Genomic DNA, 15,008 nt, shown 5'->3' with positions numbered 1-15,008 from the left:
CAAAAAGGATGGCCAAACTCCTTGGTACACAAGGGGTTAGCTATCCTTTGTCTTTTTTAAACTGATAAACTCGGGAAGGGGTTAGCTATCCTTTGTCTTTTTTAAACTGATAAACTCGGGAGAAAAAAATGAAACATAAGATTGAAAAGTGTCTAGATTTTTGAGATAATAAAGACAAATAGTGGTCCAAGTGCTATAATGGAACTAGTATTTTATGAGGAGAAGAGTCCATGGAATTAGTTCGTGATAAAATTTTTGTTAGTCAATACCACTACGATGCTCGGAACTTTGAATGGGAGAAGGAAAATGGTGCTCCAGAGACAAAGATTGACGTCAATTTTCAACTGATTAGTCGCGATGAGGCTGCTCAGAAAACCTCGATGGTTGTGATTGTGAGTTTTATGGTTGTTTTTGATACCTTTGTCATTAGCGGGGTGATTTCCCAAACCAACCATGTGCAGGATCGCTTTATCAACGAACCTAATGAATTGGAGCAGGCCGAGGTTCAACAATTGGCGGAACCAAGTCTGGGTATGCTTAACCGCCTCACCTATGAAGTAACAGAAATTGCCCTGGATATGCCGGGCATTAATTTGGAGTTTTAACAATGATTAAAGTTGCAGTGATTACCGATGCGTCTGCTTATTTAAGTGATGGTGTAGACGCAAAGAATTTGTTTGTTCTAGATATTCCCGTCTTGATTGACGGTGAAAGCTATCTAGAAGGCAAAAATCTGACTGCGGAAGAATTTTATGAAAAAATGACAGCTTCAAAGGAGTTGCCTAAAACTAGCCAGCCGAGTCTAGCAGAGCTTGAGCTGCTTTTACAAAAACTAGAGTCGAAGGAGTACACACATGTGATTGGTCTCTTTCTTTCAAGTGGAATTTCTGGCTTCTACCAGAATATTCAGTTTTTGAAAGAGGAATTTCCAAATCTTGAATTGGCCTTCCCAGATACGAAAATTACCAGTGCCCCACTTGGCTTTATGGTTCAAACAGCCTTGGAAGCTGCTGAGGCGGGCGATGATTTTTCAGTTATTCTTGAGAAGATTCAGTATCAAGTTGAGGGTGTTCAGGCCTATATTTTAGTCGATGACCTCAATCATTTGGTCAAGGGGGGGCGGCTCTCCAATGGGGCAGCCCTCCTAGGCAGTCTCCTCAGTATCAAACCAATCCTCTATTTCACCGACGAAGGGAAAATTGAGGTCTATGACAAGGTTCGAACTGAGAAAAAAGCCATGAAACGTCTCTGTGATCTGATTAGTGAACAGGTTCAGGGTGGCGATTATTATGTAGCAGTCATTCATGCTAACTGCGAAGAAAAAGCCCTCCAATTGCGAACCCTGCTGCAGGAAGCTGGTGTGACGGGTGAGCTGCCTTTAGTGACCTTCGGTAGTGTGATTGGAACCCATCTAGGAGCAGGTAGTGTCGCTGTTGGTTTCCTACCTCGAGTGTAAATGGACGAAATCTATGAAATTAACAAGTTTGCCTTCTGAATTTCAGAAGGCTTTGCCTATATTAAGAAAAATTCAAGAGGCTGGTTATCAGGCCTATTTTGTTGGTGGATGCGTACGGGATGTACTTTTGAATCATCCCATCCATGACGTGGATATTGCTTCTTCCGCTTATCCCCAGGAAATCAAAGAGCTATTTGAGCGTACGGTGGATGTTGGGATTGAGCATGGGACTGTTCTGGTGCTGGAGGGCGGACAGGAATATGAAATTACGACCTTTCGGACTGAGGAGGCTTATGTCGACTACCGCAGACCCAGTCAAGTTCATTTTGTCCGGTCGCTAGACGAGGATCTTAAGCGGCGAGATTTTACCATCAATGCCCTGGCCTTGGATTCTGAGGGGAACCTGGTCGATCTGTTCCAGGGGCTGGAAGATCTCCAGACTGGTGTCATTCGAGCGGTCGGATTGGCTTCTGAGCGTTTCCAAGAAGATGCCTTACGCATTATGCGGGGCTTCCGTTTTCAGGCCTCCTTGGATTTTGAGCTTGAGACCGAGACCTTTGTGGCCATGACAGTCTGTGCTCCCTTGCTTGAAAAAATCGCGATTGAACGGATTTTTATTGAATTTGAAAAACTCTTGTTGACGGGTGCCTGGACCCGAGGTTTGGCCTCGCTTCTTCAAGCCAAAGCCTATCTTTATTTACCTGGTTTTGACTCCGAAGCTCAAGCCCTCTTTTCTTTTTTAGAAAAAATGAGAGATGATTTCTGTTTCACCAGCTCGGCTCAGGCTTGGGCGGGCTTGCTGTACCACTTTACAAATAAGCAAGCCGCTCCGATTTTAAAGGCTTGGAAGACTTCGCGGGAGTTTCAAAAACAGGTATTGCAACTATTGGAAATTCTCAGTAAGCGGGAAGCAGGACGGCTATCTGCCTGGGATTGCTACCTCTATCAAGAGGAGCTCCTGTATCAGGCGGAGGATTTGCGGGCAGCCCTGGGCTTGACCACCGATCATAGCTATTTGGAAACGAGCCTGGCTGTCCTGCCGATCCGTGACAAACATGAGATTCTTGTAACTGGTCGGACACTGATGCAGGAAGAAGGGATTCAGCCAGGTCCGCGAATGGGCCAAGTCTTAAAAGAGGTTGAGTTGGCCATTGTCACGGGAGAATTATTGAATGAGAAAGCGGCCATTTTGGCCTTTGTAAAGGAGCGACTGGATGACTGATTTTATTGTCGAGGGCCTCACCAAATCGGTGGCCGATAAGGTTTTATTTCGAGACCTGTCCTTCATTATCCACCCCCAAGACCGAATTGGTCTAATTGGCTTAAATGGGACTGGAAAATCCAGTCTCTTGGATGTCCTGGCGGGTGTTGCGGGATTTGATGGCGATCTTAGCCCCTTTCAAACCAAGACGGATTATGAAATCGCCTATTTGACCCAAGAGCCCCAGTTTCAAGCAGGAGCGAGTATTTTAGAAACAGTCCTGGCTAGTCGTCCTAAGGAAATGGCCCTGCTCAAAAATTATCAGGAGCTGATGGCGACCTATGATGAATCCAAGCAAGCCCGCTTGGATCAATTGATGGCCCAAATGGAAGCTCAGGATATTTGGGGCTTGGAAAGCCAGGCCAAGACAATGTTATCAAAATTGGGCTTAGAGGATTCCCAGGTTCGTATTGATGACTTGTCTGGAGGGCAGCGACGCCGGGTTCAATTGGCCCAGGTTTTGTTACGGAAAGCGGATCTCTTGCTCTTGGATGAGCCAACCAACCATTTAGATATTGAAATGGTCGATTGGCTGGCTAATTACCTGACCAATCATCAAAGCACCGTTTGTTTTATTACCCACGATCGTTATTTTCTGGATCAAGTCGCTACTCGCATTTTTGAATTGGATCAAGGGAGATTAGCAGAATACCAAGGAAATTACCAGGACTATGTGGCGCAAAAGGCTGATGAAGAGGAACGGGCGGCCAGTGCGCAACACAAGCGTCAGCAGCTGTATAAGCAGGAGCTGTCTTGGATGCGTCGCCAACCCCAGGCCAGAGCGACCAAGCAAGAAGCGCGGATTAAGCGGTTTGAGAGTTTGAAAAAGGACATGGCGACTTATCAAACCAAGGATCAATTAGAGATTCAGTTTGAGACCAGCCGGATAGGGAAAAAGGTTCTGGAATTTAAGGATCTTAGCTTTGGTTATGGTTCTAAAACCCTGATCAATCAATTTAGTCTCCTGATTCAGAATCGAGATCGAATCGGGATTGTTGGCGATAACGGGGTTGGTAAGTCTAGTCTGTTGAACTTGATTGCTGGTCAATTGCAGCCAACAGCTGGTGAGCTAGTCCGGGGCGAGACAGTCAAAATTGCCTATTTCTCTCAGTCGGCAGAGGATTTGGATGAGTCCAAGCGGATGATTGAGTATTTGAGCCAAGTGGCCACCGAAAGCAAAACTGCCAACGGTAGTGTCAGTATTTCGGAATTGTTGGAGCAGTTTCTGTTTCCGAGGTCTAGCCATGGAACCGTGATTGCGAAGTTGTCAGGGGGCGAAAAGAAACGTCTTTACTTGTTAAAACTCTTGATCCAACAACCCAACGTATTGCTACTGGATGAGCCAACCAATGATCTGGATATTGCGACCCTCACCGTTCTGGAAGCTTTTCTGCAACAATTTGCGGGTCCTGTTTTAACAGTTAGCCATGACCGGTATTTCCTAGATAAGGTCAGTAATAAGCTACTAGCCTTTGAAGACGGGCAAATTCGGGAATATTTTGGAAATTACACAGACTATCTGGATGAGAAAAAGTTTACCCAGGAACAGCTGCAAAAGAGAGAAGCGCAGCCTAAAGCTGTTAAGCAGCGGGAGGTCTCTTCTGTGAAGCGGATGTCCTATCAGGAGCAGCAGGAATGGAAGGGGATTGAAGCTAAGATTGAAGCCTTGGAGTCTACTATCTCAGAGGTTGAGCAGCAGATGCAAGATAATGCGAGTGATTATGGAGCTCTAGCCCCCCTCCAGCAGGAATTGGATCAGTTAAACGAAGACTTATTATACCAGTATGAACGGTATGAATACCTAGCATCTTTTGAAACAGCGAGTAAATAGGGTTCTTTTACTCTTGTGTGGAATTCCTGAAACTGATAATCATAGATTTTGATAATTTTTAGTTTTTAATAACTGTAATGAAGTAGTCTGACCTCTGGCTTCTTTCGAATTTTTATGAGATGCTTGACCTGTGGTGGGGGACGGCAGCGACCTCTAACGAGTTCCAGGCCTTAGTCGGAAACCGAAGTTTTCCGACTCCCCCCGATTCCAAGCCTGCTGGCTTGGAATCTTTACACCACTGGGTCTTGCATCTCTTTAGTTTCTAGAAGCCAGGGTCACATTAACAGCTCCACTGTGAAAATCTAAAACACTGATAGCTAGTTCAAACCTTCTGTCCCTTCCCTCCTTAGAGAGGAGGGCTCTTTAGATAGAGTGGACAGCGGCAGTCTGCATCCAGTAAGTTCTGGCAAAGAGATGTTCATGTTTCCGATAGCCAAAAGCAGAGCGTTTCAGAAGCTTAATTTTATTGTTAATCCCCTCAACGAGACCATTATGATAAAGTACGGATAAGGCCAAGCCTATACTCTCTTCCTTCGCTAATACTCGAGGGAGAGTCCTCGGTGTCAGATTGTTTACATACTTCGTTAATTCTAATGACGCTCCATACACAATTTGATAGCCTGTTTTACAGATTGAAGCAATCTTTCTCATACTGGTCGTATCTTTTAACCCCACCAAAATTTTGAGATGGAGTTAAAGTCATTTAGTTTTTAAATAGTATGTTATTACATCAGTTAAATCGCCTGTCTTTCTAAGCAATTCTGTCACCGCTATGTTCTGGACACTGTTGGCGGACCAGTCCTCTCCCAGGTTTTACCGAAAGTCGCTTACGGGGGAGCTGTGACGACCTGTGGCAATGCCGGTGGACTCAAACTGGATGTCACAGTCCTCCCTTTTATTCTGCGTGGTATCCGCTTGATTGGTATTGACTCTGTTGCGATTGATTTTGAAAAACGGACAAAAATCTGGTCGCTCCTGGCTCAAGAATGGAGGCTGGGAGGTGAGGAGTTTGTTCAAGTGATTGGATTGGAAGAGGTTACAGAAACAGCTCAGAAGCTCAAAGCAGGTCAGCATTTAGGGCGGACGATTGTTGCGATTTCTTGACAAGAACCTAGGAAATTTATATAGTAGAAAGAGCATTAGTGAAAGGAGCCAGTTTTGTGAATCAGGGCAGTAAATGGGGAGTTTTGGGAGCAGCTTTTGTTTCTATCGCCCTCGGGATTTTTCTATTTTGGAATCCAAGAACAGACCTTTTGGCGATTTCCTGGCTCCTAGCTCTTGTTCTCGTTTCGAATGGGATCAGTGGTCTCTTTTTCTATAAGGGACTCCCCAGTCAGGCCCAATCAATTTGGCTGCCCATGATTGTTGGGGTGGAGTGCTTATTGGGCTCTTACCTGTTTGTTGGTACTTTTCTGGGCTTTCCCTTATTGGTTCCAATCCTCCTGGGGAGCTGGATTGGACTACTTGCTATCATTCGCCTAGTTGAATCAGCAGGGATGTGTAAGGAAGTGCCGATTCTATCCAATTACCTGTTTTGGTCCAGTCTGTTGGGCTTGGTTTTAGGCTTTTTCTTAATCAACCATGCCATGGTCGGTAGTGGTGTTGCCGCCCGTCTAGTTGCCTCGGCCTTTGTCTATAGCGGCCTGGTGCAGCTAATGAAAGTTTTGAATAATTAGGTAGGAACTGGGATTTCCCAGTTTTTTCTAGCCTCTATTGTAAAAAGAAAGCGGTTAGCTTTTAAAGCAATGCAAACGTTTCCTCTTTTCAGAAAGGATGAATTCTGATATACTGAAACCATGATAAAAATAGAAGGAGTTTGAAGATGGAGAAGAAAATTATTGGTATTGACCTTGGTGGCACATCCATTAAATTTGCAATTTTAACCCAAGCGGGTGAGATTCAGGAAAAATGGTCCATTAAGACCAATATTTTGGATGAGGGAAGCCACATTGTTCCAGAAATGATTGCTTCTATTCAACATCATTTGGACTTATTGAACTTGACTGCCGAGAACTTCCTCGGAATTGGAATGGGTTCACCAGGTGTGGTTGACCGCCAAGCGGGTACGGTTGTAGGAGCCTACAATCTCAACTGGAAAACCCCACAGCTTGTCAAAGAGCAAATGGAAGTAGCCCTGGGAATTCCTTTCTATATTGATAACGACGCCAATGTTGCTGCACTTGGAGAGCGTTGGGTTGGGGCTGGTGGCAACGCTCCAGATGTTGTCTTCATGACTCTTGGAACCGGTGTTGGTGGTGGTGTTATCGCTGATGGGAACTTGATTCACGGAATTGCGGGAGCTGGTGGTGAGTTGGGGCATATCGTTGTCGATTTTGACCAACCAATCATGTGTACTTGTGGCAAGCCTGGCTGCTTGGAAACTGTGGCTTCGGCAACTGGTATTGTCAACCTAACTCGTCGGTATGCAGATGAGTATGCAGGTGATGCCCGTTTGAAACAGTTGATCGATGATGGTGATGATGTAACCGCTAAGGTTGTTTTTGGCCTTGCCAAAGAAGGCGATGAGCTAGCCTTGATTGTTTACCGCAACTTCTCACGCTATCTAGGGATTGCCTGTGCCAACATTGCAAGCATCTTAAACCCATCAACCATTGTCATTGGTGGTGGTGTTTCAGCTGCTGGAGAGTTTCTTTTGAACGGAGTTGAAGAGGTTTTCAAAGCCAATGCCTTCCCTCAAGTAGCAAGTTCAACAAAACTTTCCTTGGCTCAATTGGGCAATGATGCAGGAGTTATTGGAGCAGCATCCTTGGTTCTTCAATAATCAGTATGATAGTATAAGAGAGAGGCTGGGACAATCCAGCCTCTTCTACATTAAAAAAGGACAGCCTATGACACGCGCAGACGATATTTTCAAAAGTAATATACGAAAAATTTTAGAGGAAGGGGTTATGAGCGAACAAGCTAGACCCCAATACAAGGATGGTCGGACCGCCCACTCAAAATACATTACCGGATCTTTTACGGAATATGATCTATCCAAGGGCGAATTTCCGATTACCAGCCTTCGGCCAATTCCCATAAAATCGGCCATTAAAGAGATTTTTTGGATCTACCAAGACCAATCCAATGACTTAGATTTGCTTAATGACAAGTATGGAGTGGGCTACTGGAATGATTGGGAAGTAGACAAAACAGGAACAATTGGTCAACGCTATGGAGCTGTTGTTCACAAACACAAGATTATCGACCGCGTTCTCGAGCAGCTTGCTGAAAATCCCTGGAATCGCCGCAATGTGATTTCTCTTTGGGACTATCAGGCTTTTGACCAGACAGGAGGCTTACTTCCTTGTGCCTTTCAAACCATGTTTGATGTTCGCCGGGTCGGTGATGATCTCTATTTGGATGCAACTCTTACCCAACGTTCCAATGATATGTTGGTGGCCCACCACATTAATGCCATGCAGTATGTGGCCCTGCAGATGATGATTGCCAAGCACTTTGGTTGGAAACCAGGTAAATTTTTCTATTTCGTAAACAATCTTCATATTTATGATAATCAGTTTGAGCAAGCCCTGGAATTGTTGAATCGAACAGCATCTGAACAGACTCCGCAGTTGGTCTTAAATGTACCAGATGGAACGAATTTTTACGATATCCGGGCTGAAGATTTCGAATTGGTCGATTATGATCCTGTTCGCCCGCAATTGAAATTTGACCTAGCAATATGATGGATTTAAAGATATATGGTATCGATATGTGGCCTGACCAGAAAATCCAGGCCTTCCGGTCGGCTCTGCTCGACTGGTATGACCGTGAAAAACGCGACCTCCCCTGGCGGGAAAATACGGATCCCTATCGGATTTGGGTTTCCGAAATTATGCTGCAACAAACCCGGGTTGACACAGTTATCCCTTATTTCCAGCGCTTTTTGGAGACCTTCCCAACCATTCCTGATTTAGCGGCAGCCGAGGAAGATACCTTATTAAAAACTTGGGAAGGCCTGGGTTATTATTCGCGGGTCCGCAATATGCAGGTGGCGGCTCAGACGATGGTGGAAAAGTATGAGGGGAAGTTTCCTGAAACAATGGAAGAGATCCGAAGTTTAAAAGGGATTGGACCTTATACAGCAGGGGCAATAGCCAGTATTGCCTTCAATTTGCCTGAACCAGCCGTGGATGGGAATGTAATGCGGGTTTTGGCACGTCTATTCGAAGTTGATCTAGACATTGGGAACCCAACCAATCGGAAGGTTTTTCAGGCTATGATGGAAGTTCTAATTGATCCGCAAAGACCTGGGGACTTCAACCAGGCCTTGATGGATCTAGGGTCGGATATTGAGGCACCTGTTAATCCTAGACCTCATGAGAGTCCCGTAAAAGACTTTTCAGCAGCCTATTTACATGGCACTATGGATCACTATCCCATCAAAGCTCCTAAGAAGAAGCCAGTGCCGATTTTTCTCAAAGCCTTTATTCTGCAGAACCAGGCTGGGGACTTTCTACTGGAGAAAAATGACCACAGCAATCTCTTAGCGGGCTTTTGGCACTTCCCCTTGCTAGAAGTAGAGGAAGAAAAGGAATTAACCCTTTTTGAAGCTCCTCTGGAAGTAGCCAAAGAGAGCGATGTACGGTCACGTTTCCAGGCTGACTATCCCTTTGAAATTGACTGGCAGGAGCAAAACTTCCCAGAAGTAAAACATATTTTCAGCCATCGCAAATGGCATATTACGCTTGAAGTGGGACAGGTTAAGGGGATGCCTGACCTAGCTGAGGGGAGTCTCTGGGTGTCAGCCCAGGATTTTGAAAGCTATCCCTTTGCCAGACCCCAGCAGAAAATCTGGGAAGTCTTTCAAGGACAGCAAGAATGATTTTTTAGACACCTTTGCGTTAAAGAAGGTGTCTTTTCTTGTGTGCTCTCTTATGAATCCGGTCAATTTTAGAGGAAAAGATGGTATAATGAGAATTGATAAAAATAAAGGATGAGACGATGATAAGTAGAGAGAAAATCCAAGCTGAGCTTGAAGGGATTGACATTCGTTTTGACTATCCCTTGAAGGAGTTTACCTATACTAAAGTTGGGGGGCCGGTTGACTATTTGGTCTTCCCAAGGAATAAGTATGAATTGTTGCGGATTGTGAAATTGGCCAATCGTGAAGAGATTCCCTGGATGGTTTTGGGGAATTCGAGCAATATCATTATTCGTGATGGTGGGGTCCGTGGTTTTGTCATCATGTTTAACTATTTGAATCATATCTCTGTTGATGGCTATATGATCGAAGCAGAAGCCGGGGCCAACTTGATCCAGACCACTCATATTGCCTTGCATCATAGTTTGTCCGGTTTTGAATTTACCTGTGGGATACCGGGTAGCGTTGGTGGAGCTGTTTTCATGAATGCGGGAGCCTATGGTGGTGAAATTGGTCATGTTTTAGAGTCTTGTACGATTTTAACCAAAGAGGGCGAAATTAAGACATTAGACAATCGCAATATGCGTTTTGGCTATCGCCATTCGGCTATTCAGGAGACCGGCGATATTATTATCTCGGCTAAATTCTCCTTGAAACCGGGTGACTATCAACTGATTGAGCAGGAGATGAAGCGGCTGACGCATTTGCGGGAATTGAAGCAACCCTTGGAATATCCAAGTTGTGGTTCTGTCTTTAAACGTCCACCGGGGCATTTTGCAGGTCAATTGATTTCGGAAGCGGATTTAAAGGGTTATCGTATTGGTGGTGTTGAAGTGTCGACCAAACATGCTGGTTTTATGGTGAATCGGTATGATGGGACAGCGGCTGATTATGAGCAGCTGATTCAAGATGTTATTCAACGAGTAGAAGAACATGCAGGTGTGCGTTTAGAGCCTGAAGTTAGAATTTTTGGAGATTACGAGTGAAACAACCAATTATTGAATTTCGGCATGTATCCAAAATTTATGAAGATACAGGAACCCAGGTCTTAAAAGACATCAATTTTGAGTTGGAGGAAGGGAAGTTCTATACCCTGTTAGGGGCTTCTGGTTCCGGGAAATCAACCATTCTGAATATGATTGCTGGACTTTTGGATCCTTCGTCTGGAGATATCTTTTTGGATGGCCAACGTCTGAATGATGTGCCCATCAACCAGCGGGATGTGCATACAGTTTTTCAATCCTATGCACTCTTTCCCCATATGAATGTCTTTGACAATGTAGCTTTTCCGCTCAAGGTTCGTAAGGTTGATAAAAAAGAAATTGCGGAGCGCGTGAGCCAGGTCTTGAAGATGGTTCAGTTGTCTGGTTATGAAAAACGCTCCATTCAAAAATTGTCAGGGGGTCAGCGTCAGCGGGTAGCGATTGCGCGTGCGATTATTAATCAGCCACGGGTTGTTTTGCTGGATGAACCCCTGTCTGCTCTGGACTTAAAATTACGGACAGACATGCAGTATGAATTGCGGGAATTGCAACAGGGCTTGGGGATTACCTTTGTTTTTGTAACCCATGACCAGGAAGAAGCCTTGGCTATGAGTGATTGGATCTTTGTCATGAATGAGGGAGAGATTATTCAATCAGGGACGCCTGTCGATATTTATGACGAGCCGATCAACCATTTTGTAGCCAGCTTCATCGGAGAGTCCAATATTCTACCTGGAACCATGATTGAAGATTATTTGGTTGAGTTTAATGGTCGCAGCTTTGAAGCCGTTGACGGAGGGATGCGTCCTCGAGAAGCAGTAGAAGTGGTGATTCGTCCGGAAGATTTACGAATCACCCTACCGGAAGAAGGCAAATTACAGGTTACTGTTGATACGCAATTGTTTAGAGGGGTTCATTATGAAATTATTGCCTATGATGATCTTGGCAATGAGTGGATGATTCACTCAACGCGTAAAGCCATTGTGGGGGAAGTGATTGGTTTGGACTTTGAACCAGAAGATATTCATATCATGCGCTTGAATGAGACCGAAGAAGAATTTGATGCACGTATTGAAGAATATGTCGATCTAGAGGAGGCAGAAGCTGGGTTGATTCAAGCCATCGAGGAGGAACGCGATGAAGACAAGGATAGCTAATTTCTTCTCCATTCCCTACCTCTTGTGGATTTTTCTCTTTGTACTAGCCCCGTTGGTCTTGATTGTTTTCCAATCTTTTTTTACCAATGATGGTTCCTTCTCCTTGGATAATTTCCGGACCTTTTTCCAAGCAGACAATGCCACTTACTTGCGGATGGGTTTTAATTCAATCCTATATGCAGGTTTGATTACGGCTTTAACACTAGCCATCAGTTACCCTATGGCCTATTTTCTGACTCAACTCAAGCATAAGGAACTCTGGCTCTTACTGATTATTCTCCCAACCTGGATCAACCTCCTGTTAAAAGCCTATGCTTTTTTAGGCATTCTGAGTCAGGAGGGAGCTGTTAATCAGTTCCTCAGCTTTATGGGGATTGGCTCCCAGCAGTTGCTGTTTACAGATTTTTCCTTCCTGCTAGTTAGTTCCTACATTGAATTGCCCTTTATGATTTTGCCGATTTTTAATGCTCTTGATGAGTTGGATCAATCGGTGATCAATGCTTCTTATGACCTTGGCGGTAGTCGCTGGCAAACCTTCTGGTGGGTGATTTTCCCCATGTCTATGAAAGGTGTACGTTCAGGGGTACAGGCAGTCTTTATCCCGAGTCTCAGCCTCTTCATGCTGACACGTTTGATCGGGGGCAACCGGGTGATTACCTTGGGAACAGCGATTGAGCAGCATTTCCTTATTACGGAAAACTGGGGTATGGGATCAACCATTGGCGTTGTGCTGATCGTGGCCATGCTCTTAACCATGTGGTTAACGCGAGAGAGGAGAGAAGCATGAAAAAACTAGCAAATCTCTATCTTTTTCTGGTCTTTGCGCTCTTGTATCTGCCTATTTTCTATTTGATCGCCTATGCCTTTAATGCTGGCGGTGATATGAATGCTTTTACCGGCTTCACTTGGGAGCATTTTCAAACCCTCTTTTCCGATCAGCGCTTGATTCTGATTTTGACGCAAACCTTCTTCTTAGCCTTTTTATCGGCTAGTATTGCGACCTTGATTGGAACTTTTGGGGCCATTCTCTTGTACAAGGCTAAGAAGCCGGTGCAGGCTAGTTTGTTAGGATTTAACAATATCCTAATGGTGGCGCCCGATGTTATGACGGGGGCTAGCTTCCTCATTCTCCTTACGCTGATTGGTTTTCAATTAGGTTTTGTATCTGTTTTGCTGAGTCATATCGCCTTTTCCATCCCGATTGTCGTGTTGATGGTCTTGCCGCGTTTACAAGAGATGAACCAAGATATGATTAATGCAGCTTATGATTTAGGAGCTTCTGAAGGTCAGGTATTGCGAGAAATTCTTTTTCCTTACCTAACACCAGCTATCATTGCGGGTTATTTCATGGCCTTTACCTACTCCTTGGATGATTTTGCAGTGACCTTTTTTGTGACGGGGAACGGCTTTACGACCCTGGCGGTTGAAATCTATTCCCGTGCGAGACGCGGCGTTTCCTTGGAGATTAACGCCCTATCCACTTTGGTCTTCCTCTTCAGTATTTTGCTGGTTATTGGTTTCTATTTTATTTCGAGACAAAAGGAGGAAGAGTAATGAAGCGACTCATAAGCTTTGTAGCGGGAATTGGTTTAATCCTCCTAACCCTAGGAGTCATCATCTGGCAGCTGCAACCCAAGGAGAACCAGACGCAAAAAAGGCCTTTGGTAATCTACAATTGGGGAGACTACATTGATCCGGAATTGATCAAACGCTTTACAGAGGAAACGGGGATTCGGATTCAATATGAAACCTTTGATTCCAATGAAGCGATGTATACCAAGGTTAAGCAGGGGGGAACCACCTACGACCTGGTGATTCCGAGTGAGTACATGATTCAAAAGATGATTCAAGAAGGCTTGGCGGAGAAGTTGGATCACAGTAAAATTACTGGTCTCGAGCACATTGATCCGTCTCTGCTGGATCAGAGTTTTGATCCCCAAAACGCCTATTCCATTCCCTATTTCTGGGGGACCCTGGGGATTGTCTATAACGATCAGTTGATTGATCAAGCTCCTCAGCACTGGGCAGACTTGTGGAATCCAGCCTATAAGAATCAAATTATGTTAATTGACGGGGCTCGCGAGGTCATGGGCTTGAGTCTCAACTCGCTGGGCTATTCCATTAATAGCCAAAAGCAAAAAGAGTTAGATCAAGCTACAGACCATCTCTATAAGCTGACCCCAAACATCAAAGCGATTGTAGCCGATGAAATGAAAACTTATATGATCCAAAATAATGCTGGAATTGGAGTCACCTTCTCTGGTGAAGCCAGACAGATGTTGGATGAGAATGAACATTTGCATTATGTAGTGCCGCCAGAAGGTTCGAATCTGTGGTTTGACAACATTGTCATTCCACATACGGTCAAGAACCGGGAAGCAGCCTATGCCTTTATTAATTTTATGTTGCAACCAGATGTAGCGTTACAGAATGCGGAATACATCGGCTATTCCACTCCTAATCTAACTGCCCAGGCCGAACTACCAGATGAAATGCGTTTAGACCAGGCTTTTTATCCAACGGAAGAAGCCAAACAAAATCTGGAGGTCTATCAAAACCTTGGCCCTAAATGGCTTGGAATCTATAACGATCTATTCCTACAATTTAAAATGTATCCAAAATAATAGACTTCCTGCGGAACTAATGTATTAAATCCCATTTCTCAGCAAGAGACATCGCACAACCACACTGAAACATTTTGTAACTCAGTCTTTTTCAAGTGATGATTCCGATAAATCTTAGGTTCTGTCACTGTTTTGCAGGAAGTCTAATAAGCAAAAAGAAACCACTCTAAAAGGAGAACGAGATGAGCTGACTCCTGGTAGAGTGGTTTTGTTTATAGGGCACCTCTAAAAACTAAATTTCTGAAAATCTAAATGTTGATTTATCAAGGTTTGAGTGATTCAATTTGAAGAAAAACTGGGGTTTTTAGAGGTCCCCTATATTTTATGACTGCGTTAGCTCGTCTTGCCGTACTTTTTTGAAACTTTCTTCGAAAGTTTTGTCACCAAGCTCAAAGCCTCCCCCGTAGCTTTTGAGCTGTCTATGACTCGCTGCCTTGTATAGTAGAATGAAACAGAAACCGCACACTTTGTACTATACTATTTTTATGGCATATTCAGTAGATTTTCGTGAAAAAGTTCTTGCATATTGTGAGAATATTGGCAGTATTTCTGAAGCAGCAACTGTGCGAAGAACAAGGACATAAACTCTTGCCTCTTCCCCCCTACTGATATAGTCCTACTTAAGTAGACAGTACAAATAAATAAAGTACTGTTTACGAAAGTAGGATTTTTATTATGTCCCGGAAAAGTAAAATTAGTTTTGAAGATAAACTAGAGGCGGTAACCCAATACCTCAAAGGTAAAGCTTCTAATTCCGAGCTGGCTCGTCAATATGGTGTTGACAGGAGTACTATTCAAAGATGGATTAAAATGTATCAATCGCAGGGTT

Annotated in this window: 16 protein-coding genes and 1 pseudogene; 16 read left to right on the top strand and 1 reads right to left on the bottom strand. The window is 44.2% G+C overall.

Annotated features, from left to right (window positions below):
- Positions 1–230 precede the first annotated feature (230 nt).
- From N4310_RS03780 to N4310_RS03765, 4 genes are read left to right on the top strand one after another with little or no spacing between them, the layout of a single operon-like run.
- Positions 231–605 carry a DUF1149 family protein gene (locus N4310_RS03780; RefSeq protein ID WP_160332658.1) on the top strand — a complete coding sequence of 125 codons (375 nt, stop codon included), beginning with the start codon at positions 231–233 and terminating at the stop codon, positions 603–605.
- A 5-nt stretch (positions 606–610) separates the two neighbouring features.
- Positions 611–1,456 (top strand): DegV family protein, encoded by an 846-nt coding sequence (locus N4310_RS03775; RefSeq protein WP_262092117.1) that lies wholly within the window; start codon positions 611–613, stop codon positions 1,454–1,456.
- Between the two features lie 13 nt (positions 1,457–1,469).
- Positions 1,470–2,678 carry a CCA tRNA nucleotidyltransferase gene (locus tag N4310_RS03770; RefSeq protein WP_262092116.1) on the top strand — a complete coding sequence of 403 codons (1,209 nt, stop codon included), beginning with the start codon at positions 1,470–1,472 and terminating at the stop codon, positions 2,676–2,678.
- On the top strand, positions 2,671–4,548 hold the full coding sequence (locus N4310_RS03765) for an ABC-F family ATP-binding cassette domain-containing protein (protein ID WP_262092115.1): 1,878 nt from the start codon (positions 2,671–2,673) through the stop codon (positions 4,546–4,548). The genes N4310_RS03770 and N4310_RS03765 overlap by 8 nt, the downstream gene beginning before the upstream one ends.
- 363 nt (positions 4,549–4,911) lie before the next feature.
- On the opposite strand, the gene N4310_RS03760 is transcribed toward N4310_RS03765, so the two are convergent.
- Positions 4,912–5,199, bottom strand: coding sequence for a transposase (locus N4310_RS03760; RefSeq protein ID WP_262092114.1), 288 nt, complete (start codon positions 5,197–5,199; stop codon positions 4,912–4,914).
- A 189-nt stretch (positions 5,200–5,388) separates the two neighbouring features.
- On the opposite strand from N4310_RS03760, the gene N4310_RS03755 reads away from it, so the two are divergent.
- The 12 genes and pseudogenes from N4310_RS03755 to N4310_RS08645 all read left to right on the top strand — a co-directional run.
- Entirely contained in the window at positions 5,389–5,652 is a 264-nt protein-coding gene (locus tag N4310_RS03755) for an MDR/zinc-dependent alcohol dehydrogenase-like family protein (RefSeq protein ID WP_262092113.1), read from the top strand.
- Positions 5,653–5,708: 56 nt separating this feature from the next.
- Positions 5,709–6,224, top strand: coding sequence for a DUF308 domain-containing protein (locus N4310_RS03750; protein WP_262092112.1), 516 nt, complete (start codon positions 5,709–5,711; stop codon positions 6,222–6,224).
- A gap of 146 nt (positions 6,225–6,370) precedes the next feature.
- Positions 6,371–7,330, top strand: a complete 960-nt coding sequence (locus tag N4310_RS03745; protein ID WP_262092111.1) for an ROK family glucokinase — start codon at positions 6,371–6,373, stop codon at positions 7,328–7,330.
- A 67-nt stretch (positions 7,331–7,397) separates the two neighbouring features.
- Positions 7,398–8,237, top strand: a complete 840-nt coding sequence (locus N4310_RS03740; protein ID WP_160332665.1) for a thymidylate synthase — start codon at positions 7,398–7,400, stop codon at positions 8,235–8,237.
- The gene (gene mutY, locus N4310_RS03735; RefSeq protein WP_262092110.1) at positions 8,234–9,376 is read left to right on the top strand and encodes an A/G-specific adenine glycosylase; all 1,143 of its coding nucleotides are present in this window, start codon (positions 8,234–8,236) and stop codon (positions 9,374–9,376) included. Before N4310_RS03740 ends, mutY begins: the two co-directional genes overlap by 4 nt.
- Before the next feature lie 119 nt (positions 9,377–9,495).
- Positions 9,496–10,401: a UDP-N-acetylmuramate dehydrogenase gene (murB, locus tag N4310_RS03730; protein WP_262092109.1), complete on the top strand. Its 906-nt coding sequence runs from the start codon at positions 9,496–9,498 to the stop codon at positions 10,399–10,401.
- Positions 10,398–11,555: an ABC transporter ATP-binding protein gene (locus N4310_RS03725; RefSeq protein WP_262092108.1), complete on the top strand. Its 1,158-nt coding sequence runs from the start codon at positions 10,398–10,400 to the stop codon at positions 11,553–11,555. Before murB ends, N4310_RS03725 begins: the two co-directional genes overlap by 4 nt.
- A complete protein-coding gene (locus N4310_RS03720; protein ID WP_262092107.1) occupies positions 11,536–12,342 on the top strand; it encodes an ABC transporter permease in 807 nt (268 codons plus the stop codon). Before N4310_RS03725 ends, N4310_RS03720 begins: the two co-directional genes overlap by 20 nt.
- Positions 12,339–13,109 (top strand): ABC transporter permease, encoded by a 771-nt coding sequence (locus N4310_RS03715; RefSeq protein WP_262092106.1) that lies wholly within the window; start codon positions 12,339–12,341, stop codon positions 13,107–13,109. Before N4310_RS03720 ends, N4310_RS03715 begins: the two co-directional genes overlap by 4 nt.
- Positions 13,109–14,179: an ABC transporter substrate-binding protein gene (locus N4310_RS03710; RefSeq protein WP_262092105.1), complete on the top strand. Its 1,071-nt coding sequence runs from the start codon at positions 13,109–13,111 to the stop codon at positions 14,177–14,179. Before N4310_RS03715 ends, N4310_RS03710 begins: the two co-directional genes overlap by 1 nt.
- Before the next feature lie 467 nt (positions 14,180–14,646).
- A pseudogene (locus N4310_RS03705) lies at positions 14,647–14,745 on the top strand (IS630 family transposase); the annotation flags it as partial.
- Between the two features lie 109 nt (positions 14,746–14,854).
- The coding region (locus N4310_RS08645; protein ID WP_420832890.1) for a helix-turn-helix domain-containing protein at positions 14,855–15,008 on the top strand (154 nt) is incomplete at its 3' end.

Source organism: Streptococcus danieliae (assembly GCF_025447695.1).
GTDB classification, from domain to species: Bacteria; Bacillota; Bacilli; order Lactobacillales; family Streptococcaceae; genus Streptococcus; species Streptococcus danieliae.
Note: the sequence above shows the minus strand (reverse complement) of the source record. Positions and strands in the feature narration are given on the sequence as shown.